26 protein-coding genes and 1 pseudogene are annotated in these 23,339 nt (G+C 55.1%); 21 read left to right on the top strand and 6 right to left on the bottom strand.

Going from position 1 to position 23,339, the window contains the following annotated elements; genetic code table 11:
* Positions 1–20: 20 nt before the first annotated feature.
* Positions 21–764, bottom strand: coding sequence for an SDR family NAD(P)-dependent oxidoreductase (locus ACE99V_RS08230; RefSeq protein ID WP_400490590.1), 744 nt, complete (start codon positions 762–764; stop codon positions 21–23).
* Between the two features lie 192 nt (positions 765–956).
* Here ACE99V_RS08230 and ACE99V_RS08225 point away from each other — a divergent pair, with 192 nt between their 5' ends.
* From ACE99V_RS08225 to ACE99V_RS08185, 9 genes and pseudogenes are all read left to right on the top strand, one after another.
* Positions 957–1,598 (top strand): nitroreductase family protein, encoded by a 642-nt coding sequence (locus ACE99V_RS08225; RefSeq protein WP_400490589.1) that lies wholly within the window; start codon positions 957–959, stop codon positions 1,596–1,598.
* Positions 1,599–1,714: 116 nt separating this feature from the next.
* On the top strand, positions 1,715–2,494 hold the full coding sequence (locus ACE99V_RS08220) for an SDR family NAD(P)-dependent oxidoreductase (RefSeq protein ID WP_400490588.1): 780 nt from the start codon (positions 1,715–1,717) through the stop codon (positions 2,492–2,494).
* 17 nt (positions 2,495–2,511) lie between these two features.
* Positions 2,512–2,814 carry an ArsR/SmtB family transcription factor gene (locus ACE99V_RS08215; protein WP_400490587.1) on the top strand — a complete coding sequence of 101 codons (303 nt, stop codon included), beginning with the start codon at positions 2,512–2,514 and terminating at the stop codon, positions 2,812–2,814.
* A 42-nt stretch (positions 2,815–2,856) separates the two neighbouring features.
* Positions 2,857–3,873: pseudogene (locus ACE99V_RS08210) on the top strand (GTP-binding protein); the annotation flags it as partial.
* 21 nt (positions 3,874–3,894) lie between these two features.
* Positions 3,895–4,044, top strand: coding sequence for a 50S ribosomal protein L33 (gene rpmG / locus ACE99V_RS08205; RefSeq protein ID WP_400490586.1), 150 nt, complete (start codon positions 3,895–3,897; stop codon positions 4,042–4,044).
* A gap of 189 nt (positions 4,045–4,233) precedes the next feature.
* On the top strand, positions 4,234–5,523 hold the full coding sequence (locus ACE99V_RS08200) for an ArsB/NhaD family transporter (RefSeq protein ID WP_400490585.1): 1,290 nt from the start codon (positions 4,234–4,236) through the stop codon (positions 5,521–5,523).
* A 139-nt stretch (positions 5,524–5,662) separates the two neighbouring features.
* A complete protein-coding gene (locus ACE99V_RS08195) occupies positions 5,663–6,064 on the top strand; it encodes a MarR family winged helix-turn-helix transcriptional regulator (RefSeq protein ID WP_400490584.1) in 402 nt (133 codons plus the stop codon).
* Between the two features lie 104 nt (positions 6,065–6,168).
* Positions 6,169–7,356: an MFS transporter gene (locus ACE99V_RS08190; protein ID WP_400490583.1), complete on the top strand. Its 1,188-nt coding sequence runs from the start codon at positions 6,169–6,171 to the stop codon at positions 7,354–7,356.
* A 36-nt stretch (positions 7,357–7,392) separates the two neighbouring features.
* On the top strand, positions 7,393–7,734 hold the full coding sequence (locus ACE99V_RS08185) for a cupin domain-containing protein (RefSeq protein WP_400490582.1): 342 nt from the start codon (positions 7,393–7,395) through the stop codon (positions 7,732–7,734).
* Between the two features lie 48 nt (positions 7,735–7,782).
* Here ACE99V_RS08185 and ACE99V_RS08180 read toward each other — a convergent pair whose 3' ends face one another.
* Complete coding sequence (locus ACE99V_RS08180; RefSeq protein WP_400490581.1) at positions 7,783–7,917, bottom strand: hypothetical protein; 135 nt, start codon at positions 7,915–7,917, stop codon at positions 7,783–7,785.
* Between the two features lie 31 nt (positions 7,918–7,948).
* Complete coding sequence (locus tag ACE99V_RS08175; protein ID WP_400490580.1) at positions 7,949–8,236, bottom strand: hypothetical protein; 288 nt, start codon at positions 8,234–8,236, stop codon at positions 7,949–7,951.
* A gap of 196 nt (positions 8,237–8,432) precedes the next feature.
* Here ACE99V_RS08175 and ACE99V_RS08170 point away from each other — a divergent pair, with 196 nt between their 5' ends.
* The 11 genes from ACE99V_RS08170 (at position 8,433) to ACE99V_RS08120 (ending at position 20,204) form a co-directional block, all read left to right on the top strand.
* Entirely contained in the window at positions 8,433–9,176 is a 744-nt protein-coding gene (locus ACE99V_RS08170) for an MBL fold metallo-hydrolase (protein WP_400490579.1), read from the top strand.
* Between the two features lie 268 nt (positions 9,177–9,444).
* Complete coding sequence (locus tag ACE99V_RS08165; RefSeq protein ID WP_400490578.1) at positions 9,445–10,317, top strand: MurR/RpiR family transcriptional regulator; 873 nt, start codon at positions 9,445–9,447, stop codon at positions 10,315–10,317.
* A 43-nt stretch (positions 10,318–10,360) separates the two neighbouring features.
* Complete coding sequence (locus tag ACE99V_RS08160; RefSeq protein ID WP_400490577.1) at positions 10,361–11,920, top strand: gluconokinase; 1,560 nt, start codon at positions 10,361–10,363, stop codon at positions 11,918–11,920.
* 148 nt (positions 11,921–12,068) lie between these two features.
* Positions 12,069–13,394, top strand: a complete 1,326-nt coding sequence (locus tag ACE99V_RS08155; protein WP_400490576.1) for an ABC transporter substrate-binding protein — start codon at positions 12,069–12,071, stop codon at positions 13,392–13,394.
* A 113-nt stretch (positions 13,395–13,507) separates the two neighbouring features.
* Positions 13,508–14,386: a carbohydrate ABC transporter permease gene (locus ACE99V_RS08150; RefSeq protein WP_400490575.1), complete on the top strand. Its 879-nt coding sequence runs from the start codon at positions 13,508–13,510 to the stop codon at positions 14,384–14,386.
* A 29-nt stretch (positions 14,387–14,415) separates the two neighbouring features.
* Positions 14,416–15,207 (top strand): carbohydrate ABC transporter permease, encoded by a 792-nt coding sequence (locus ACE99V_RS08145; protein ID WP_400490644.1) that lies wholly within the window; start codon positions 14,416–14,418, stop codon positions 15,205–15,207.
* A gap of 46 nt (positions 15,208–15,253) precedes the next feature.
* Positions 15,254–16,159 carry a phosphogluconate dehydrogenase (NAD(+)-dependent, decarboxylating) gene (gnd, locus tag ACE99V_RS08140; RefSeq protein ID WP_400490574.1) on the top strand — a complete coding sequence of 302 codons (906 nt, stop codon included), beginning with the start codon at positions 15,254–15,256 and terminating at the stop codon, positions 16,157–16,159.
* Position 16,160: 1 nt separating this feature from the next.
* Complete coding sequence (locus tag ACE99V_RS08135) at positions 16,161–17,423, top strand: nickel pincer cofactor-dependent isomerase, group 22 (RefSeq protein WP_400490573.1); 1,263 nt, start codon at positions 16,161–16,163, stop codon at positions 17,421–17,423.
* Positions 17,424–17,444: 21 nt separating this feature from the next.
* Positions 17,445–18,593, top strand: coding sequence for a galactonate dehydratase (gene dgoD, locus ACE99V_RS08130; protein ID WP_400490571.1), 1,149 nt, complete (start codon positions 17,445–17,447; stop codon positions 18,591–18,593).
* A 4-nt stretch (positions 18,594–18,597) separates the two neighbouring features.
* Positions 18,598–19,542: a sugar kinase gene (locus ACE99V_RS08125; protein WP_400490570.1), complete on the top strand. Its 945-nt coding sequence runs from the start codon at positions 18,598–18,600 to the stop codon at positions 19,540–19,542.
* A 14-nt stretch (positions 19,543–19,556) separates the two neighbouring features.
* Positions 19,557–20,204: a bifunctional 4-hydroxy-2-oxoglutarate aldolase/2-dehydro-3-deoxy-phosphogluconate aldolase gene (locus ACE99V_RS08120; RefSeq protein WP_400490569.1), complete on the top strand. Its 648-nt coding sequence runs from the start codon at positions 19,557–19,559 to the stop codon at positions 20,202–20,204.
* 304 nt (positions 20,205–20,508) lie between these two features.
* On the opposite strand, the gene ACE99V_RS08115 is transcribed toward ACE99V_RS08120, so the two are convergent.
* The gene (locus tag ACE99V_RS08115) at positions 20,509–21,396 is read right to left on the bottom strand and encodes a GNAT family N-acetyltransferase (RefSeq protein WP_400490568.1); all 888 of its coding nucleotides are present in this window, start codon (positions 21,394–21,396) and stop codon (positions 20,509–20,511) included.
* Positions 21,393–21,824: an Lrp/AsnC family transcriptional regulator gene (locus ACE99V_RS08110; protein WP_400490643.1), complete on the bottom strand. Its 432-nt coding sequence runs from the start codon at positions 21,822–21,824 to the stop codon at positions 21,393–21,395. The genes ACE99V_RS08115 and ACE99V_RS08110 overlap by 4 nt, the downstream gene beginning before the upstream one ends.
* A 98-nt stretch (positions 21,825–21,922) precedes the next feature.
* Between ACE99V_RS08110 and ACE99V_RS08105 the strand changes: the two genes are divergently transcribed.
* Positions 21,923–22,675, top strand: coding sequence for an MBL fold metallo-hydrolase (locus ACE99V_RS08105; protein WP_400490567.1), 753 nt, complete (start codon positions 21,923–21,925; stop codon positions 22,673–22,675).
* A 5-nt stretch (positions 22,676–22,680) separates the two neighbouring features.
* Here ACE99V_RS08105 and ACE99V_RS08100 read toward each other — a convergent pair whose 3' ends face one another.
* A complete protein-coding gene (locus ACE99V_RS08100) occupies positions 22,681–23,013 on the bottom strand; it encodes a YrdB family protein (RefSeq protein ID WP_400490566.1) in 333 nt (110 codons plus the stop codon).
* Positions 23,014–23,339 lie beyond the last annotated feature (326 nt).

Below are 23,339 nucleotides of genomic sequence, written 5' to 3'. Positions count from 1 at the left end.
CGCGTGTTCCTTTCGTTTTTTTAGATATAGATCATTTTGCGTGACATCCCGCCGTCGATCACCAGCTCCGCACCGGTGATGAAGTCATTTTCGGGGCTCGTCAGATAGAGGCAGGCGCGGGCGATGTCATCCGGCTTGCCGACGCGGCGGGAAGGGTGCTGTTCGTGGTCCTCCGGCCGCAGCATCGAATAGTCGCCGGTTTCAATCCATCCAGGGGAGACAGCATTTACCCTGATGCGGTCAGGTCCCAAGGAAACGGCAAGAGCATGGGTGAGAGCCAGAACACCGCCTTTGCTTGCAGCGTACGCCTCGGTATCGGGCTCCGACATGTGGGCGCGAGTGGAGGCGATGTTCACGATGGCACCTCCCCCTGTGCGGCGCATCAGTCTGGCGGCTTCCCGCGAGCAGAGGAATACACTGCGCAGATTGGTGTTTACCACGCGATCCCACTCCTCCAACGACAGCTCGTAAGGCGATTTCCACATGGTGATGCCCGCGTTGTTGATCAGGACGTCAAGCCGTCCCCACTGCTCGTCCACTCGCCGGAACAACTGCTCGATATCGGCAGGGACGCTGACGTCGGTTTGGATAAAGACGGCCTGTCCGCCTTGTTCCTGTATGGACTGTACGGCAGTTTCTCCGTCGCCGGCGTTCCGTTCCGCAATGACGACAACGGCGCCCTTGGATGCGTAAGTGGCGGCGACGGACCGACCGATGCCTCTGCCTGCACCGGTTACCAGCACTACTTGATTTTCCAGTAACATGTGAACCCTCCTTCAACAAATGGTAGCAATGAATGTACCTGATCCATTCATGATTTGCAACCGGGAGAGCAAAGCTAAGGTATGCGTCCGCTCCCCTACACTTCGCTTACAGCTGAGAGGTTGTCACTTTCAGCCTGATCAAATAAGATGTTCAACGTTCGCCATTACATTACACAATAGGAGTTGACGAACATGAACACAAACGTGAAGCAAGCGATGACGGCAGAGGAAGTCATGGAAGCGCGTCACAGCGTACGCAAATACCAGCCGGGAACAGCCATACCGCGCCAGGAGCTGAATGAAATCCTGCGTTTGGCGGCTACCGCGCCTTCCTCGTGGAACCTGCAGCACTGGCGTTTTCTGGTGGTCACAGACGCAGCGAAAAAAGAGCGCCTGCTGTCCATCGCCTATGGTCAGCGGCAGGTGGTGGACTCCTCGGCAACCATCATTGTGCTGGGAGATCTCGAAGCGGACAAGTCGGCACGTCCTGTTTACGATCATGCACTGGAAAAAGGGTATGTCAACGAACAGGTGCGCGACACGATGATCCAACAGATCGAAGGGGCGTATCGCGGCAATCCCCAGATCGCCCGCGACGAAGCCATTCTCAACGGATCTCTGGCAGCCATGCAGCTGATGCTGGCAGCAAAGGCAAAAGGGTACGATACCTGCCCGATGGGAGGCTTTGACAGGGACGCGCTGATCCGGGAGCTGAACATTCCAAAGCGATACATTCCGGTGATGATGATTACGGTGGGCAAAGCGGCCGCTCCTGCTTATCCGACGATGCGCTTTCCGTTGGAGCAGCTTGTGATTGAAAACAGTTTCGAATGATGTGGACAGGGGAACGATGCAGGGTGCGGCGTTCCCCTGCACTGTTTGACAGAAGGATGCCGATCATTTATTATATGTTTAAACAATTAAACATATAAACGGTCTGGTGATGATAGATGAAAAACGAGCGCGTTTTGATTACAGGCGCCTCCAGCGGTATCGGCTGGGAACTGGCAAAGCTGTTTGCCCGGGACGGCTACGATCTGATCGTAGTGGCCAGAAATGCGGAAAAGTTGAACCAATTGAAGCGGGAGTTGGAAACGGCCCACGGCGTGAACGTTGCGGTCGTCGTCAAGGATTTGACACGGCAGGATCACGTCACGGCGCTGTACGAGGAGCTTCGGGAAAACGGCCTGAGAGTTGACATGCTGGTCAACAACGCAGGGTATGGCCTTTACGGCAAATTCATCGAGACCGATCTGCAGGACGAGTTGAACATGATTGAACTGAACGTCGTCACGTTAACTCATTTAACCAAGCTGTTCCTGCCTGATATGGTAAAACGGAACAAGGGACGAATCATGAACGTTGCCTCTACCGCAGCCTTTCAACCGGGGCCGATGATGGCCGTCTACTATGCGACCAAGGCATACGTGCTTTCCTTTACGGAAGCGCTGGAAAACGAGCTGAAGGGGACGAACGTGACCGTGACTGCCCTCTGTCCGGGAGCGACGGCCACCGGCTTCGAATCCCGTGCCAACTTGCAGCAGTCGAAGCTGTTCAAGAGCGGCGTCATGGATGTGCAGACGGTGGCGCGGATCGGGTACGATGCCTTTTTGAACGGGAAGACCATCGTCATTCCAGGGTGGAAAAACCGCCTGCTGGCCAACTCCGTCCGATTCCTGCCGAGAAAGCTTGTGACGTCGGTGGTGCGCATGATACAGGAAAAAGCGTAGGAGGAAGGAGAAGAACCATGTCCCAGCCAGCCGTTGAGCTGTTCCGAGCCTGTATTCCGCTCTTTCAGGCACTGGCTGACCCGGCCCGCCAGGACATCATTTTGCTGCTGGCGGAAAAGGAAAAGCTGACCGTGAACGAGATTGCGGAGCACGCCACGCTGTCGCGGCCAGCCATCTCCCACCACCTGAAAATACTGCGGGACAACAAGCTCGTGGAGATTGAGCAGAAGGGGACGCAGCGGTATTACTCGCTTGCGTTGGAACACTCGCTTGATCTGTTGAAGCAGTTGATCCACACGGTGGAAACGACCTGTATGTAGCCTCTGGGAAAACTCAGAGGTTTTTTTGACGTATAAGAATAGATTGTGGAGATGTCGAACGGCTGCATCTGCTGTACGTTGCGGGAGGACTTGCTGCAGGAAGTGGAGCGGCTAGCCCGGGAAAACAAATACGACTATATCCTGATCGAGTCGACGGGCATTGGGGAACCGGTACCGGTGGCGCAAACCTTTACCTATGTAGACGAAGCCAACAGGATTGACCTCTCGGCGATTTGCCGTCTCGATACCATGGTAACGGTCGTCGACGCCTACCGCTTCTGGCATGACTTTTCCTCGGGAGAAAGCCTGCTGGAGCGCAATCAGGCGGCGAGCGAAGAGGACCAGAGGGAAGTAGTGGACCTGTTGATCAGCCAAATCGAGTTTTGTGACGTGCTGATCTTGAACAAGTGCGACATGGTGGCGGAAGACGATCTTCGCCAATTGGAAAGCGTGCTGCGCAAACTGCAGCCGTCTGCCCGATTCCTGCGATCCAGCCACGGCAAGGTAGATCCGCGCGAAATTCTCAACACCTGCCTGTTTGACTTTGAAAAGGCAAGCCAGTCTGCCGGATGGATTCAGGAGCTGCAGAAGCAGGAGCATACACCGGAGACCGATGAGTACGGAATTGCCTCTTTTGTTTACCGCCGCAACCGGCCGTTTCACCCGGAGCGGTTCCGCCAGTGGCTCGCCAATTGGCCGGAAGAGGTGGTGCGGGCCAAGGGATTTTTCTGGCTGGCTACGCGCAACGACCTGGCCATGACGCTCAGTCAGGCAGGTCCCTCCATTGAAATCGGTACCGCGGGATATTGGGTGGCTGCCCTGCCGGAAGAAGAGAAGCGCGCCGTGCTGGCTGAGGATCCGGAATGGGCGGATACATGGGACTCCGATTATGGAGATCGCGTGATTGAACTGGTCTTTATCGGAATCGACATGGATCGCGAAGAGCTGATCGAGTCACTGGACGCCTGCCTGCTGACAGCAGAAGAGATGGCTGCCGACTGGAGAGCGTTTGCCGACCCGCTGCCGACGACGAACACAGTTGTCGAAACCGTCATCTAACAGAGAAAGGAGCGATAGAAGATGAGAGTGAAAATTACCTTGCAGTGCACCGAGACAGGGGACCGCAACTACATTACCACCAAAAACAAGCGAACCAATCCGGAGCGTCTGGAGCTGAGGAAATACTCGCCGCGGTTGAAGCGATATACTCTGCATCGCGAGACCAAATAAGTATTTTACAAACATACTGACTTTTGTTATGATATAAGAGAAATTGCATATGTGCGAAATTTGGAGGAGCCTGTCACAAAACAGGCTCCTTTTTGCCGTTTTTTGGTACTTTTCGCCAAAAGCGGGTCATTTCTGTTGCATAATGCGATTTCGGGAGAGCACAACTAATAAGAAAATGGGGGAGATGAGATGGGAAACCAGGCTCTGCTTGCAATTGGACTGTTTGCCATTACGTACGCTTTTATCATTTCGGAAAAAATCCACCGTACGATCATTGCCATGATCGGCGGGATCCTGATGGTGCTGTTTGGCATCGTCAGCCAGGAAGAAGCGATTGAGCACATCGACTTTAACACGCTGGGACTGCTCATCGGGATGATGATTATTGTGACCATCACGTCCCAGACAGGCGTTTTCAAATACCTGGCGATCCGGGCAGCCAAGCAGGTGCGCGGGGAGCCGGTGAAAATTCTGGTGGCGCTCTGTACGATTACGGCATTGGCGTCCGCGCTGCTGGACAATGTGACGACTGTACTCTTGATGGTGCCGATTACCTTCAGTATCGCCCGACAGTTGAAGGTTACCCCGGTGCCGTACCTGATCAGTGAAATTCTCGCCTCCAACATCGGGGGGACAGCTACGCTGATCGGAGATCCGCCGAACATCATGATCGGCAGCGCCGTTCCTGAGCTGACCTTTATGGCGTTTGTCAACAACCTGGCTCCGGCGGCGTTGATTGTATTTGTTGTGACGGTTGCCATTCTGGTTCTCATTTATCGGAGGCAGTTGAAATCCTCTCCTGACTTGCAGGCCAATCTGATGGACCTGAACGAAAAAGACGAACTTACCGATCCCGTGCTGCTGAAGAAATCCCTCACCGTGCTGGGGCTGACCATCCTCGGGTTCATATTGCACGGTGCGCTGCATCTGGAGTCCGCTACCATCGCTCTGACCGGTGCGTTCCTGCTGCTCTTGTTGACGGGTGAACACTACCTGGAAGAGGCCTTGGAAAAAGTGGAGTGGAGCACCATCTTCTTCTTTGCCGGCCTGTTCATCCTCGTCTCCGGATTGGTGCACACCGGCGTAATTGCCATGGTGGCAGAGTGGGCGATTAACCTGACAGGGGGAGACACCCTCTTTACGTCCCTGATCATTCTCTGGTTGAGCGCCATAGCGTCCGCCTTCATCGACAACATTCCGTTCGTGGCGACGATGATTCCGATGATCAAGGAGATGGGCGTGCTGGGCATTCAAAATCTGGAGCCGCTCTGGTGGAGTTTGGCGCTCGGCGCCTGCCTGGGCGGAAACGGAACGATTATCGGGGCAAGCGCCAACGTAATCGTGGTCGGCATGGCGGCCAAGGAAAAATACCCGATTACGTTCCTCAAGTTTATGTACGTGGCCTTCCCTTTGATGCTGTTGAGCATTGTCATTTCTCATCTGTACATCTATCTTCGTTACTTCGTGTTTGCGTCGTAAGTGTCGCCCAGGCAAAACCCAACCTTTTCCGGTTGGGTTTTTTGCGCTATAATAATTAACTAATAAATAGTTAAGTGGTTAATTTAAAGGGGGAATCTCCATCTCAAGCTGGAATCCTTTCAAAAATCCTGTTCTGCCTGTGCAACTGTTCCTCACCCTCTACAAGACCAACGCCTTCTCCGTTCGCCGGCTGGAAGAACGGCTGCAGCCTTTCGGATTGACGCTTGGGCGGCTATGTCTCTTGGTATCCCTGCGACGTTTTGAAAAACCAGCGCTCCCTTCTGAGCTGGGGGACGATCTGGCTGTGACTCGGGCCAATGTGAGCGGGTTATTGAATGCACTGGAGAAAATGGGATTGGTTCACCGCGAGTTTGATCCTGAGGACCGACGCAGGGTACTGGTCCACCTTACGGAATCCGGTCGAAATACTTTGGAGCAGGCATGGCCCGTCTACGAGGAAACGGTCATGTCCGGATTTCAGCGACTCTCGGAGGAAGAGCAGGCCACCCTGTTGAAATTGCTGGAGAAAATCGAAGCCTGACATCCAATCCCGCAGCCCCGTTACCGTACCGTGACGGGGTCAAAAAACCCCAATTAGTTAATTACTTAACTATTAATAAACTAATTATTTAGAGGTGAATGAACATGAGGAATGCGAATAGGCTGCTCCCCTTACTGGCAGCAAGCTCCTTTTTTGTCGGGTTGGACGCTATTATTACCGCACCGTTGCTGCCGCTCTTGGTTGATTCCGTCCAGGTGTCGAAGGAGTGGGGGGCTCTCTTGGTCAGCGCCTATGCTTTTATGTACATGATTTGTGCGCCGATTTTTGGGGCCCTGTCCGATCACCGGGGACGTCGGCGGTTTATCCTGTTGGGCTTGCTGGTGCTTTCTTTGGGAACTTTTCTAACCGGAACAGGGGAGACCTTTTGGCAGCTGCTGCTGTTTCGCGCCGTGACCGGTTTGGGTGCTGGAATGCTGCAACCTGCAAGTATGGCGATGGCGGGCGACGCTGTTCCGTATGAGCAGCGGGGCAGGGCAATGGGCCTCATCCTCGGAGCGCTGACTGGCTCCACCTTGTTCGGCGTACCGCTGGGAACGTATCTTGCCTACCTCAGCACATGGCGGTGGACGTTTTATGGAATGGGCTTCTTCATCCTGCTGCTCCTTGTGATCGCCTGGCTGCGCCTCCCTTCCGGCTCGGCGCGAGCTTCAGCCTCCGCTGGTACGTCGATGGCAGCGCTCGCAACTCAGCTTCGTGCCGCCAAATCCAATCCGTCCATTTGTTTCGCCTTGATTGCCACGTTTCTCTGGTTTGGAGGATTGCAGGGAATGATGGCGAACATCGGACTTTACTACCAGCAGTTTGCACTGAACGTAAGCCAGATCGGGCTGGTGTTGATGGTGGCAGGAGCGGGCAGCGTCGTTGGAAGTGTGACTGGCGGAAAGCTGGCAGACCGTTTTGGCAAAAAGCAGGTTGTCCTGCTGGCCAGCCTGCTTACCGCCGCCGGTGTGTTCGGAGTGTCAATGGTCAGCCAGAATGTTGTGCTGGCCGTGACGCTGCACATCTTCTGGGCGACAGCATTCGGATTGGGTCACGCGGCACTTACCGCACTGTTTTCCGAATTGAATCCGCGCATCCGCGGAACGATACTCTCCTTGAACAGCTCTGCCATGTACGCAGGCATGATGGCGTCCACGGCGATATCCCCCCTTTTTTTGCAGAGCGGCGATTTCTGCGGCATCGGTGCCGTCTCAGCGGCGGCTTGCCTGCTGGTCTTCCCCATTGTCCGGTATCGCATTAAAGTCTTGACCGGGTCCGAACAAGCGGTATAATACAAAAAATGGGAATGCGGTAGAGGAGGCAAATCATTGAAAATCAGCAAACACAACGCGGAGCACTACGTGTGGGGCGAGCAATGCGACGGCTGGCATCTGGTCAAGAACGGAGAATTGAGCGTAATTCATGAACGGATGCCGGCGGGAACAAGCGAGGTGCGCCACTATCATGAACGGTCCAGGCAGTTCTTTTTCGTATTGTCCGGCACGACGGTACTGGAGGTGAACGGGGAGCGCTTGGAGCTGGGTCCACAGGAGGGTGTCGAGGTAGCGCCCGGTGTGCCGCACCAGATGAGAAACGAAAGTGATCAGGAGACGGAGTTTTTGGTCATATCACAACCGACTACGCGAGGCGACCGCATACACGTGGAATAGGTACTTGCAAAAAAGCCTGATCGGGCATTCCGATCAGGCTTTGCTCATTTATTTCCACTGCGTGTACTGTGAGATCAACGCCCACACGTCCGCCAGTGCGTGAATCCCTTCCAAAGTCTGATAGGCAAACAGCGGCAAACTGACCAAAAAGATCAAGCTTTCCCCAATGTACTTGGCAACCATATTCCCATTCCTCCTCTTCTCTTATCGTACGTTACAGAGTGACGAGAAGAACGGAGAGCGGTTCCGCTTCATCGGTCTGGGGGTGCCGTGCCCGTCTGGCAAGGATGCGGAAAAGGGCCTGCCTTGCTGCTGCGGGATATGTTTCAACCATGCGGGGATTGATGTTGTTTTCGTCAACTTGAGTGTTGGTCGGGAGAACTCGAAAGGTTCGTGGACGGGAAACCAATGCGATGGAGAAGACCGACCCGAGGAACCCGGCGAAAACGACCAGGAAGGTGGAAAGATCATCCATCGAAAGCAGCATCAGCAATTCATCCACAGATGATTCCCCCCTTTTTGGTTACTCCCTATTATTGTAAATGTCCCAAATTAAGAAAAGCAATAGGAAATGGGAGGAGGCCTTGGTCAACACACATAACCGTTAAATTTTACATTTACAGGTTAAATTGCAAATGGTAAAATCTAACTATAAAAACAATTCAACAGAAGTTATAGTTGCGAGGGGGCGGTTCCGGATGATTCTGCAACGATTGCCGTGGGCGGGTGTGATAGTGAAAACGCCACGGACAGCTGTGGCAATTGACCCGTTGTACAACGTCAACACCGGTTTTTTTGGCGAGCCGTGTCAACCCTTTTTTCCGCTGGACGAATTGGGTCCGGTAGATGCCGTGCTGATTACCCATCTTCACTCCGATCACTTTGATCCGAAAGCGATTGCTGCTTTTTACGGAGCTGACATCCCTGTGTACGTGCCAGCCGCATCGGCGGAATCTGCCCGAATTGCATCCCTGACCCATGTTATCGGCGTATCCATAGAGGAGACGTTTGCCGTTGGGGATCTGGAGATAGCGGCAGCCTATTCCGCAGACGGACTGGGCGATCCGCAAATGGCCTGGGTGGTGCAGGGGGAAGGAAAACGAATCATTCACTGCGGCGACACGTTATGGCACGGTCACTGGTGGAGCATCGCAGACAAATTCGGCGCTTTTGACGCCGCCTGCCTGCCGATCAACGCCGCCGTCATTCAGGACCCGGATCTGACTCCGAGCGGGGAGCCGATTTGCCTCTCTCCCGAACAGGCCGTTTCGGCGAGTGTCGTCCTGGGAGCGGAACAACTTGTGCCGATTCACTACGGAGCCTTTCACAATCCGCCGACCTACTTCCACGCTTCTCAAGTAGAGGAAAGGCTTGCCGCCGCAGCTGAGGCGCGAGGAGTAAAGGTGACACGGCTCGAGCCGAAAGAGTGGCTGGAGATGTAGCGGAACACAAGTCCGATCAATATGAAAAAAATTTTCTTCGCCGAGGGTGACTTCTCCCCTCGGCTTTTCTATAATGTGAAACAAATACAGTTAAAGTGGGCGTTTAAAAAGGAGGACAAACAGAGCCAAGCAGATCGAGGCGCGGAAGTCGCGAGCAGCGGAGCGTAGGTACGACTACGTGAGCAGCGGAGCGACGACGCAACGAAGAGATGCGACGGCAATGTTTCCCGGACTTTTTAAACATCCACTTAAAGGGAGCAATTTGTCTATGACCAAATCAACCGCGAATGTACCGCAGAGCGTCTTTGTTCGGATTCGCGCCATGTACCCGCAGTTAAGCGCCAAAGAGCAGCAAATCGCGGATTACATTCTCGATCACCCCGCGGAAATCATTCATCTGTCCATCACCGCCCTCTCCGACTTGTGCGAATGTGCGGAAGCCACGATCTTCCGCTTGTGCCGGAGGCTTAATTTTCAAGGCTACCAGGCCTTCAAAATCGCGCTGGCCAGCGAAGTGGTCAATCCTCTGCAAAACATCCACCAGGAAATCACACCGAACGATGACGCCGTTTCACTGGCGGACAAAATCTTCAAGGCCGACATCGAGACGATCAACGACACCCTGCAGCTGACCAAAGCCAACGCGGATCAGCTTGAAAAGGTGATTGAAACGCTGGTAAAAGCCCGCCGCATCGAGTTTTACGGCAACGGCGGTTCCGGCATCATCGCGCAGGACGCCTACCACAAGTTCATGCGCACGGGGATTCCCTGCCAGTATCACGCCGACTCTCACTACCAGGTGATGTCCGCCTCGCTTCTGCAAAAAGGGGATGTGGTCGTCGGCATCTCCCACTCCGGTTCCAACAAGGATATATTGGAGGCGCTGAAGGTTGCCAAGGAAGCGGGAGCTACGACGATCTGCATCACCGGGTACGGCAAGTCGCCGTTGGTGAAGCTGGCCGATCTCTGCCTGTTTACGACGTCGCGCGAGACCGCATTTCGCACGGAGGCGCTTTCTTCCCGACTGGCGCAGCTCAGCCTGATTGATTTGCTCTACATCGCCGTTTCCTTCCGCAGGCAGGAAGAAACAGTGGCCAACATCGAGAAGATTCGCAAGTCCATTTCACTGAAACGCTTGTAGAGTTTGGGCGCATACAGAATTTGAATAAGGGAATGATGTACGTATGAAGGGGACTTTTGTCATTGGCCTGGACATCGGTACAACCAGCACAAAAGCAGTCGTGTACGGGACTGACGGCGTGATGAAAGGCATCGGCAGCATCAACTATTCGCTTCACGTCCCGCGTCCCTCCTGGGCGGAGCAGGACCCGGAAGCGATTTTCGCCGCGGTCATTGCCGCGCTGCGGGAGGCGATCCAGGCTGCCGGCGTGCAAGCGGATGAAATAGCTGCCATCGGGTTCAGCACGGCCATGCACAGCCTGATCGCAGTCGATGCGAATGGAGCGCCGCTGACCAACAGCATCACCTGGGCAGACAGCCGCAGCTTCAATCAAGCGGAGCGGTTGAAAAGGGAGGGCGCCGGGATCGAGATTTACCGCCACACCGGTACACCGATACACCCCATGTCTCCCTTGCCGAAGCTGATGTGGGTGAGGGAAGAGGACCCGGACACGTTCCGCCGGGCGGCCAAATTCGTCTCCATCAAGGAATATGTGCTGTACCGCCTGTTTGGAGAGTACGTAGTCGACCATTCGATCGCGTCCGCCACCGGCCTGTTTGACGTTAAGCAGTTGGATTGGCATGAGCCGGCCTTGCAGACTGCAGGGGTTACCCGTGATCAGCTGAGCACTCCTGTTCCTACCACGCACGTGCTGCGCGGCATCAAGGCACCGTACGCGGAAGAGATCGGGATCCATCCTGACACTCCGTTTGTCGTCGGGGCGAGCGACGGTGTCCTGGCCAACCTGGGAGTCGGCGCAATCGAGCGAGGGCAGATCGCCGTGACAATCGGTACCAGCGGCGCGGTTAGAGGCGTCGTGGACGAGCCCTTGACGGATGAGAAAGGGCGCACCTTTTGCTACGTATTGACGGAAAACCGCTGGGTCATCGGCGGGCCGACCAACAATGGAGGGATCGCGCTGCGCTGGTTCCGCGACCAGTTCGGCGGCGAGGAGGCGGAAGCGGCGAAACGGCGCGGCGTAGAGGCCTACGACATCATGATGGAAGCGGCGGAACGCGTACCGGCGGGAGCCGAAGGATTGCTGTTCCTGCCGTATCTCAGCGGCGAGCGGGCGCCGCATTGGGACTCCAACGCGCGAGGCAGCTTTTTCGGCGCCGCTCTGCACCACAAGCGGGAGCATTTTATCCGCGCCGTTTTCGAAGGCATTCTGTTCAGCGTTTATCACGTCGAGCTGGCACTGCGTGAGCTGGCGGGTGAAGCGAGGGAGATTCTGGCATCGGGCGGGTTTGCCCGTGCTGCCGGGTGGCGGCAGATGATGGCCGACATGTTTGGGTATGAATTGCTCGTACCGCAGACTCATGAAAGCTCCAGCTTCGGGGCCGCAGTGCTGGCCATGCATGCGATCGGTCTCTTGGAGCGGCTGGAGGACGTGAAGCGGCTGGTGAATGTGGTTGGCCGCCATCAGCCAAATCAGGAAAACACGCTCGTGTATCAGGAGCTTTTTTCCGTATACGAACGCGTTTACGCCAATTGCGCTCGTGAATTTGCCGACCTGGCTGCGTTTCAACGGAAACACGTGAAGGCTTCCAGCGAAATCAAGTAAATCGTGTGGACAATTTATGCAAAAAATTTTCTTCAAAACTAGTTGTATTTGAAAAAAGTTTACAATAAAATGAATATTGTTAGCGCTATCATTACGGAATGATCCGAAAAATTTTTTCAGGAGAAAGGTGAAAAGGGGGCCACTTCACATGAAAAAACGTTTCAAGGGTCTGAAAACGACAGCGGGATACCTGGCATTGGTTGTCGGACTCAGTTCAGTACTGGCCGGTTGCGGAGGCGGCAAAGACCAAGCTGCGCCGAAACCGGACCAAGGAGGGCAAGCGCCGGCGAAAGGCGAGCAAACCATCCGTCTGGTTGCAGCCAACCATCCATGGACGGAGGGCATCAAGCCGCTTCTGCCTGAATTCGAAAAGCAAACCGGCATCAAGGTTAAGGTGGACAGCTACTTTGAAGATCAGCTGACCCAAAAAACGTCCGTTGAGTTTGCGGCGAACTCCAAGAGCATCGACGTAGTGATGTTCCGTCCGCTGCAGGACGGCAAGCAGTTCCACAAGAACGGTTATTTCGCTTCCTTGAATGATTACGTGTCCAAAGAGCAAGGTCTGACGGATGACTTCTTCGAGTCCTCTCTGGGCAGCGTGAAGGAAGGCGACAACCTGTACGGCTTGCCGCTCGTAACCGAAACCCAGGTGCTGTACTATCGCAAGGATCTTTTGGAAAAGGCGGGTCTGCAGCCGCCGAAAACGCTCGATGAGCTGAAGGAACAGGCTGCCAAGCTGACCGACAAGGCAAACGGCGTATACGGCTTCGTATCCCGCGGCAAACGTTCCCCGGCTGTTACCCAGTTCTCCAGCTACCTGTACAGCTTTGGCGGCGACTTCATGAAGGACGGCAAAGCGACGATCAATACGCCGGAAGCGCAGAAAGCGTTTGAATACTACGGCGGCATGCTGAAGGACTACGGTCCTCCGGGAACGCTGAACATGAGCTGGCCGGAAGCCTTTGGCGTATTTACGCAAGGAAAAGCGGTCTTCCTTACAGACGCTTCCTCCCTGTACACCAACGCAACCGACCCGTCCAAGTCCAGCGTAGCGGACAAAGTGGGCTTCGCTCCGTTCCCTGCTGGTCCTGCCGGTTCCAAGCCTTATAACGTTACATCCTGGGCAATCGGTATCGGCGCCAACTCCGAAAAGAAAGACGCCGCATGGCAATTTGTCAAATGGGTAACAAGCAAGGAGATCGTAGGCAAACTGCAAGCTACCGGTATCTCCGGGGCGCTGAAGTCCGTCTGGGATTCTCCGGAAGGCACAGCAAAATTCCCGAAAGATCTCGTAGAAGCGATCAAGGCAAACGGGGCCAATGCCGTACCTTACGACCGTCCGCTGATCGTCAACGTTGGGAAAGCCCGCGACGCAATCGGCGATGCCATCAATGCTGCAATCCAAGGCAAGGACGTAAAAGCGGCTGTAGAGAAATCCAATCAGGACTTCCAAGCCGTGTTGGATAAAGAATAGTGTTTTGAGAGCAAAGAGAGAGACGGCTTTCGGCCAGCAATCTGGGTTACGTTCTGGATGGCGAACCAAAGGTCGTCTTTTCTTCTATCGGAATGGAGGGAGAAAAGACTGCTATGACACACTGGATCGAAAAAAACATCAAGTGGATCTATACCATGCCTGCAGTGTTGTTTGTGGCTGTCATGATGGTGTTTCCGGTCGGCTACACGCTGTGGCTCAGTTTTCACGAATGGGATATGTCTGCCGTGACACCGCCGCTGTGGGTAGCTTTTGAAAACTACAAAACGCTGTTCCAGGATGAACTGTTCATGGAGGCCCTTTGGCTGACGTTTACCTTTACGGTCGTGGCGGTCGTCATTGAGACGATCCTCGGCATCCTGCTCGCTCTCTTGATGAATCAGCATATCGTCGGCAAGGGGCTGGTGAAAACGCTGTTCCTCCTGCCGATGGTGGCTACGCCGGTCGCTGTCGGTCTGGTCTGGATATTGATTTACGAGCCGAATATCGGAATTGCCAACGTCTTCCTGCAGGCGCTTGGTCTTCCGCCGCAGGAGTGGCTGGCCTCCCCCGATCTGGTTATGCCGTCCCTGATTTTCATTGACGTGTGGGAATGGACGCCGATGATCGCGCTGATCGTTCTGGCCGGTCTTGTCTCACTGCCGAAGGATCCGTACGAAGCGGCGATCGTGGACGGCGCCAACACGTTTCAGGTGTTCTGGAACATTACATTGCCGCTGTTGAAGCCTACGATCTACTCCGCCGTGCTGCTGCGTCTGATCGATGCGCTGAAAACGTTCGACATCATTTACGCCACCACGCAGGGCGGTCCGGGAACTTCTTCCCAAACCTTGAACATTTACGGGTACGTGCTGGGTTTCCAGTATTTCAAAATCGGGCAGGCTTCCGCGCTGCTGATGATTTTCTTTGCCATTGTTCTCGGTCTTAGCGTATTGATGATCGTGTTCCGTAAAAAGGCAGGTGTATCCATGTGAATCAGGAAAAACAACCTCTTGGCAAATCCATACTTACTCACGTGGGCGTCTATCTGTCCCTGTTCCTGTTCCTCATTCCGTTTCTTTGGATGGTGTTGGCCTCTTTCAAGACGCAGGAGCAGATTCTCGATACGAGCCAGTTGCTCAGCTTTACCCCAAGTCTCGACAACTATGTAAACGTGTTTACGCAGTACGCTTTTCTGGACTTTATCTGGAACAGCTTCCTGGTGGCGCTCGGCTCTACGCTGCTCGGACTGCTTCTCGGCCTTCCGGCGGCCTACGCCATCGCCAAGTACAAGCAGCAGGGGCTCGGTTTGTTGATTCTGGTGGCGCGGATTGTTCCGGGGATTTCGTTCCTCATTCCGTGGTTCATCATCTTCTCCCGTCTGGAACTGATTGACACCTATACGTCGCTCATTCTCAGCCACATGCTGGTGACGATGCCATTCATCATCTGGGTCATGATTCCGTTCTTTGAGGGTCTGCCCGGCGAACTGGAGGAGTCTGCGCGCGTGGACGGCTGCACCACGACCGGCGCGTTTATCCGCGTTCTGCTGCCGATTTCCTGGCCGGGCATTATCACGGCGTCCATTCTGGCGTTCATCTTCTCGTGGAACAACTTTATGTTCTCGTTGATTCTTGCTGGAGAAAAGACCAAAACGCTGCCGATTGCAGTATTCAACTTCCTGTCCTACTCCGAAATCAACTGGGGTGGCTTGATGGCGGCCTCCGTGATTATCACCTTGCCGGTCCTGATCATTGCTTTGGTGGCCCAGCGTTACATTATTGCGGGACTGACAGGCGGAGCGGTGAAGGGCTGACACCCGGATTTCGGTACCATTGAACTTGACAGGAGGAGACTTGGCAATGCATATCGGAGTAATCGGACTTGGAAAAATGGGCATCAATCTGGTGCAAAACATGAAGCGGCAGGAGTTTGATGTCTCCGCCTTTGACATCAGCGAGGAACGGCTTGCGGAAGCAAAAGGATACGGTGTTCCTGTCTATGAGGACGTCACGACGATGGTCAGGGAACTGCCGGCACCCCGCGCCTTTTGGTTGATGATTCCGGCCGGGCCGACGGTGGACGAGGTACTCGCCACGATGAAGCCGTTTTTGCAGCAAGGAGATATCGTGATTGACGGGGGCAATTCCCACTACAAGGATTCCATCCGCCGCGGCCAGGAGCTTGCAAAGCTGGGTGTCGACTTTCTCGACGTCGGCACAAGCGGCGGAACGAGCGGGGCCCTGAATGGACTGTGTTTGATGATCGGCGGACCGATCGAGGCTTATCGAAAGCTGGAAGAGCTGTTCGCCAATCTTTCCGTTCCGGACGGGTACCTCTACGCGGGCGAAAGCGGCAGCGGACACTTTTTAAAAATGGTCCACAACGGGATTGAATACGGCATGATGCAGGCCATTGCCGAAGGTTTTGAGGTTCTGGAAAAAGGTCCTTTCACCTACGATTACGAAGCGGTGGCCAAAGTCTGGAACAACGGCTCTGTGATTCGCAGCTGGCTGATGGAACTGACGGAAAACGCCTTCCGCAAAGACGAGCGTCTGGAAGGGATTCGCGGCATCATGCACTCGTCGGGCGAGGGCAAGTGGACCGTGGAAACGGCGTTGGACTATCAGGTGGCGACGCCGGTGATCGCCCTGTCGCTCTTGATGCGCTATCGCTCCCTGCAGGAAGATACCTTTGCCGGCAAAGTGGTGGCGGCGCTGCGCAACGAGTTCGGCGGCCATGCCGTGGTAAGCGCGGAGGGTAAGTAACATGGGCATTCTCCAAGACCTGGTCAAGGATATCCCGATCCCGCGAATGGTGCGGGTCAAGCAATCGTTTCCGAGCGACCGTCTGACGAATCTGGAGGAAGCGCTGGCGAACCAATGGCAAAAGGTGGAACATTTGATTCAACCCGGGATGGAAATCGCCATCGCAGTGGGCAGCCGCGGTGTCGATCGGATCGTCGACCTTACGCGCCTGACGGTGGAGATGGTGAAACGGCGCGGCGGTGTGCCGTTTATCGTTCCCAGCATGGGCAGCCACGGCGGTGCGACGGCGGAAGGACAGGTGGCAGTTCTGCGCCATCTCGGGGTGACGGAGGAGAGCGTCGGTGCTGAAATCCGTTCCTCCATGGAGGTGGTGCAGGTGGGTTCCTTGCCGAACGGACTTCCGGTCTACATGGATAAGTACGCCTCCCGGGCAGACGGTATTATCGTGATCAACCGTGTCAAGCCGCATACGGCGTTTCGCGGCAGGGTAGAGAGCGGTTTGTTGAAAATGATCAGCATTGGGCTCGGCAAGCAAAAAGGGGCGGAAGCCTGCCACCAGCTCGGCTTTGGACACATGGCGGAAAACGTGCCCGCCATGGCGAAGCTGCTGATGGAGAAGATGCCGATTCTGTTCGGGGTCGCCACGGTGGAAAACGCCTACGACAAGGTCGCCAAAGTGGCAGTCGTGCCGGCAGCGCAGATCGAGCAGGAGGAAGTGGAACTGCTGAAAGAGGCGAAGCGGCTGCTGCCGAAAATCATGTTTGACCGGATCGATGTGCTGGTCATCGACGAGATCGGCAAAAACATCAGCGGGGACGGGATGGACCCGAACATCACCGGCCGTTACCCGACGCCGTACGCGCACGGCGGTCCGGAAGTAAACAAGATGGTGGTGTTGGATTTGACCGATGAGACGGAAGGGAACGCCAACGGTGTCGGAACCGCCGATTTCACCACCCGGCGGCTGGTGGACAAGATGGATCTGGAGAAGACCTACGCCAACGGATTGACTTCTACAGTCGTCGCCCCGACGAAGATTGCCACGACAATGGCGAACGACCGGGAAGCCATTCAGGCGGCGATCAAGACCTGCAACATTTTGAATTTCCACGAAGTGAAGCTGGTGCGGATCAAAAACACGCTGGAGCTGGGCGAGATCGAGATCTCGGAAGCCTTGCTGGATGAGGCGAAGGCCAATCCGGATGTGGAGATACTGACAGAGCCGTTTCACTGGGAGTTTGACCGGAACGGCAATTTGTTTTGAGAAAAAGGGGAGTGGAGTGCGGTGAAAATTACCAAGTTGACCTTGTACAAGGTGCAGCCTCGCTGGCTTTTTCTGAAAATCGACACGGACGCGGGAATTGAAGGATGGGGCGAGCCGATCGTGGAGGGGCGCGCGAGCACGGTGGAAGCCTGCGTGAACGAGCTGACCGATTATCTGATCGGAAAAGACCCGCTGCGCATCGAGGATCACTTTCAGGTGCTGTATCGCGGCGGCTTTTATCGCGGCGGTCCCATTTTGACCAGCGCGTTGTCAGGGATTGAGCAGGCCCTCTGGGATATCAAAGGCAAGTACTACAATCTGCCTGTGTACGAGATGCTGGGAGGCGCTGCACGTGACCGGATCCGCATCTACTCCTGGATCGGCGGCGACCGTCCGAACGACGTGGCGCAGGCGGCGAAAGAAAAAGTGGAAGCCGGTTTCACGGCGGTGAAGATGAACGCGACAGAAGAGCTTGGGTACATCGACACCCACTCCAAGGTGGAAGCGGCGGTAAATCGCATCGCAGCCGTACGGGAAGCGGTCGGCCCTGACGTGGGTATCGGCATGGACTTTCACGGCCGCGTCCACAAGACGATGGCGAAAATTCTGGCGAAGGAGCTGGAGCCGTACCGTCCGATGTTTATTGAAGAGCCGGTGCTCCCGGAAAACAATGAGGCACTCCGGGAAATCGCGCGTCATACCACCACGCCGATTGCCACGGGCGAACGCCAGTACACGCGCTGGGGTTTCAAGCAGATTCTCATGGACGGCTACGTAGACATCATCCAGCCGGACCTTTCCCACGCAGGAGGCATCCTGGAAGTGAAGAAGATCGCCGCCATGGCGGAGGCGTTTGACGTCTCGGTCGCGCCGCACTGTCCGCTCGGGCCGATCGCCCTGGCCTCCTGCCTGCAGCTCGACGCCTGCACGCCAAATGCCATCATTCAGGAGCAAAGCCTGGGTATTCACTACAACCAGGGCAGCGACCTGCTGGATTACCTGGCCGATCCGACGGTGTTCCGTTACAAGGATGGATACGTGGACATTCCGAAAGGACCGGGACTGGGGATCACCATCAACGAAGAGGTCGTGAAGAAAGCCGCTGAAGAGGGGCACAACTGGAAAAACCCGGTGTGGCGCCATGAGGACGGCTCCGTGGCGGAGTGGTAGAGCGATGGACGTCGTAACCTTTGGAGAAACCATGGTGCTGTTCACGCCGCAGACAGCCGGTCCGCTGCGGTTTGTCAATCAATTTGCCAAGACGATCGCCGGGGCGGAGTCCAATGTGGCGATCGCCCTGGCCCGATTGGGTCATCAGGTGAGCTGGGTCAGCCGACTGGGAAACGACGAGTTCGGCTTGTACATCCGCAACTTCATCCGCGGGGAGGGGGTCGACACCTCCCGCGTCGTGTTTGATGACGAACATCCGACGGCTGTTTTTTTCAAGGAACAGCAGGTGGGCCAGGAAACCAAGGTGTACTATTACCGCAAGGGCTCAGCGGCCAGTTTCCTGACACCCGACGACCTGGATGAGCAGCATCTCGCCCAAGCCAAATTCCTGCATGTGACAGGGATTACCTCTGCGCTCAGCGATTCCTGCCTGGAAACGACGGAGCACGCCGTCCGGCTTGCGCGCAAGCACGATGTAACCGTTGTCTTTGACCCCAACATCCGGTTGAAGCTGTGGCCGAAAGAACGGGCGCGGCAGGTGCTGAACCGCATCGCAGCCCAGGTAGACGTGGTCATGCCGGGAATGGAGGAAGGAGCGCTGCTCACCGGCGCCGCGGCACCGGAGGACATCTCGCAACGGCTGCTTGCGCAAGGGGCCAAAGCGGTGGTGATCAAGCTGGGCGAGCGGGGAGCCTTTTATTCGACGGCGGGCGGCCTGCAGGAGTACGTGGACGGTTTTCCCGTCAAGCAGGTAGTGGATCCGATCGGAGCGGGTGACGGTTTTGCCGCCGGTTTTCTGTCAGGACTGATCCGCGGCTGGTCGTATCGGGAGGCGGTTCGTCTGGGCAACCGGGTGGGCGCTTTTGCTGTCACCGTATCCGGTGACGTGGAAGGCTACCCCTACTGGTCGCAGATCGCGCCGGATAAACAGGACGAGATCTACCGATAAGGAGTGGAGAGTACGTGCTTCCCAAAGTAGCAATGCTTCAGAAGATCGTGGAGGGGGGCGTCATCGCCATCCTGCGGCAGGTGCCACAGGAGCAGGCGGAGCGGCTGGCAGACAGCCTGGTTGAGGGCGGTGTGACAGCGCTGGAAGTGACGGTGCAGACGCCGGAGGCCTTTTCCATGATCCAGACACTGGCAAAAAGGCTGCAGGGTCGCGCCGTCGTCGGTGCCGGTACGGTCATTGACGGCGAGACGGCCCGTCTGGCGATTAACAGCGGGGCTGATTTTCTCTTCTCCCCCAGCCTGCATCAGGATGTGATTCGCACTGCCCTGCGCTATGGAAAAATTGCCATGCCGGGTGTGATGACACCCACGGAAATGATCACCGCGATGGAGTGGGGCGCCGATCTGGTAAAAGTGTTTCCGGCTGCCACCCTCGGTGTTTCCTATATCAAAGATGTGAAAGGACCGTTCCCCCACATCCCGCTCGTGCCCGTCGGCGGCATCCATCTGGAGAATGTCGCTTCCTTTATCCGGGCGGGAGCAGTGGCTGTAGGGGTCGGCAGCAATCTGGTCAACCGCCAGCTGATGGAACGCGGCGCGTATGACGAGATTACGCGCATTGCCGAACAGTACGTGCAGGCTATCAAGGCTGCGCGTGTGTGAACGAAAAAAAGATACGGCCCCCGCACCGTTTGAAGTTGTAGATAAAGAGGATCGCTTATGATGAGGCTGTTTTTTCCAGCCGAGCGACTTATGTAGCCCGTCTTAGTGCTGCGACGTGGACGCAGGGGAAACGCAGCGATACCCTGAAAAACGTCGCAGCGACGCTGCTTTAGCGCTGCCCCTGCGGATCGTCGCAAACGGACAGATTTACTGCCCTGCAGGGCGAAGTACGGAAGCGTAGGTGGAAAAACCGCCTCTTGTTATCATGATAATCACTTGCTCCCGCGCCGTATCTTTTTTCTGCTTAAAATTCGGCAGTGATGGGCAGGATGAAATAATCCTGCTCCACCACCAAATCTCCCCTGACCATCAGGTGATTCCCTCTGGCAAACACGACAGGCTCAATCGTTGTCAGGTCAAACAAATCCGGGCAGAAATAAAACTCGATTTGAGAAAAGGGCAGGGGGATATGCGAACAGATCTCATCCAACGTAGGAAGTGTTTCGCCGATCACATCGTACAGTTTCAGGGTTTCTCCTTTTACTTCCCACACGAGAATGATACCAAGCTCCTCGGAATAGGATAACTTTTCATGAAAATACGGGTGATACATATTCAAACAAAAAGACGACTGATGCGAGACGGGAGCAAACTGATGAGAAACCGGCGTGTGATTCAGAAAAAGGTCTTTTACGGTTTGGACATCATTCTCTTGAAAAAAGTCCAGCTTTCTGAAAGAGGGTTTGCCATCTGCAGGAACATGTTTCATCGGAGCCCGAAAATAATGTTCCTGAACCGGTCGAAATCCGAACGGCTTATATAAATCGGGCGTTTCCGTAAGCAGAAGCGCTGTTTCACATTCTCTGTCCAACTCCTGCAGCATCTCCGCAAAAAGATGCTTCATAAGCCCCTTCCCCCGATAATCAGGGTGTGTCATGACCGATTGGATTCCGGCTGCCATTCTGCGTTTCTGTTTGATCATGAGAGGCATTGAAAACATGGACACATTCGCCACTGCCAGATCTCCGTCGAAAAAAGTATAAGGACGATAGGTTGGATTCCAGAAACCCCGCCGATAAAAGTCCTGTAACAAAGGAACGTCGATTTTGAATACCGTCTCAAACAACGGATACAGTTTTTCGCGCATGCCGTCATGGGAAGCATACTTGCAATGCAGCTGGTAAGGTTTCATTTTATCTCTCCGATCGACAGGTTCACCCGGTAGTTTCCGTACGCCAGAATGGCATCGAGGAGCTCGTTAAGCGCCGCCTGGTCACGGACGCGCACTTTCAGCGAGTAGCAGCCCTCGCCGCTGACACGGTGGGCCTCCACGATTTCTGTGAGCTCACGGACGAACTGTTGAAACTGCTTGTGATCCGTCGTTTTCATGAAAATCGTAACGATAGCGGTCAGGGATGGGCCAAGCTTGGCAGAGTCCACTACGGCCGTGTATCCCTGGATGATGCCGAGCTCCTCCATACGCCGAATGCGGTTTCCCACGGCCTGTCCTGTCAGGTGAACGGCTTCGCCAATCTCTCTCCACTGCATACGGGCGTTTTGCTGCAGCATTTTCAAAATTTCCAAATCCGTTTGATCGAGCATGGGCACCCTTCCTTTCATGGCGAAAGCCGAACGTCCGCAATCGTTTCGCGGGGGGACGGCGGGACTGATTACAATCATGTAAGATGTGTTCCATTATAAATCAGAGGAGAGGTTTCATGAATATCCAGCTTGTTCGCCACGCCACCCTGCGGTTGCAGTACATGAATCGAAAATTCCTGATTGACCCGATGCTAAGCCCTGCCGGCACACTTGCAACTACGCCCAATACACCGAACCCGGTGCCCAATCCGTTGGTCGATTTGCCGATGAAGGCAAGTGAATTGCTTGATGCCCAAGCCCTGATCGTTACCCATATGCACCGCGATCATTTTGACGACGCGGATCATTTACTGCCCAGGGAGCTGCCCCTCTTCTGCCAGCCGGTAGATCGACAAAGATTGGAGCAGCACGGGTTTTCCGACATTCGGCCGGTAGATGGTGAACTTTACTGGGACGGAATTGGGGTCAGCCGCACCGGCGGGCAGCACGGGAGAGGGGAGATCGGCAAGCTGATGGCTCCCGTATCCGGCTTTGTCCTTCGCGCAAGCGGGGAGCCGACGCTTTATGTGGTGGGCGACAGCATCTGGTGTGAAGAGGTGGAGCAGGCGCTGGAGACGCATCGTCCTGAGGTGGCAGTGGTTTTTGCCGGAGCGGCGCAGTTCCTCACCGGCGGCCCCATCACCATGACGGGGAAAGACATTGAGCTTTTTGCCAAAAAGTCGCCGCATACGAAAATCGTCGTTGCTCATATGGAAGCGTGGAACCATTGTTTGCTCTCCCGCGCTGACCTTCGCCGGTATTTGCAGGAACGTCAGCTGGACAATCAGGTGCATGTGCCGGAAAACGGCGAGTGGATGGAGTTTGAATGACTTCTTCATTGCTCCCATATGTACATCAAAACGCGATTGGCCACAACGATCATCCCGAAGGCTATGGCTAATTCATGCTTCCCTGCAGCGTACAGAGCGACAGCCGCCAAACCGAATACTGCCAACTCGAGAAGCAGATGCAACGGTGCTGACAACGGAACGGGTGCGCCAGGGGAACCGAACACAGCCCAAACAGCCGCAACGAACAAAGGCGCTCCCATCCCCAACCCGATCTTCATCAGGAGTCCCTTGCTCGTCTGAAACCCCCAATAACCAAGCGAAGCGAGGACACACAACTCCAAGAGGAACCGTACAGCCAAATTTGCCATTTTCATCATGGAAATCCACTCCTAAAAAGCCTCCAGAAAATGGAGGCGATTTTTGATTTTTAGTGTATAAGAATTTATAAATTTGGACATCCCATACAGCCGCTAGAAAAGTGTTCGGGGCCCCACCCGGCGAAGAAAGGGACCCCACTCGGCACAGCGATAGCTACCGCCGAGTGGGGTGAGGATAGCTAGTTTCCCCTGAAAAATTCCTGGGGTAAGTCAAAAACAAAAGGAATTCAGCTCTCTAAATGGAAGTAGTGTTGTCGAGGCAATACATCCAAAAAGAGGGACTGAATTCCTTTCTTCTTAAAGAAATTCAACAGTGCTCCTCGAAA

It is taken from the genome of Brevibacillus soli (genome assembly GCF_044759095.2).
Lineage (GTDB): Bacteria > Bacillota > Bacilli > Brevibacillales > Brevibacillaceae > JBIYSM02.
This window is presented reverse-complemented; position numbering and strand designations above follow the sequence as displayed.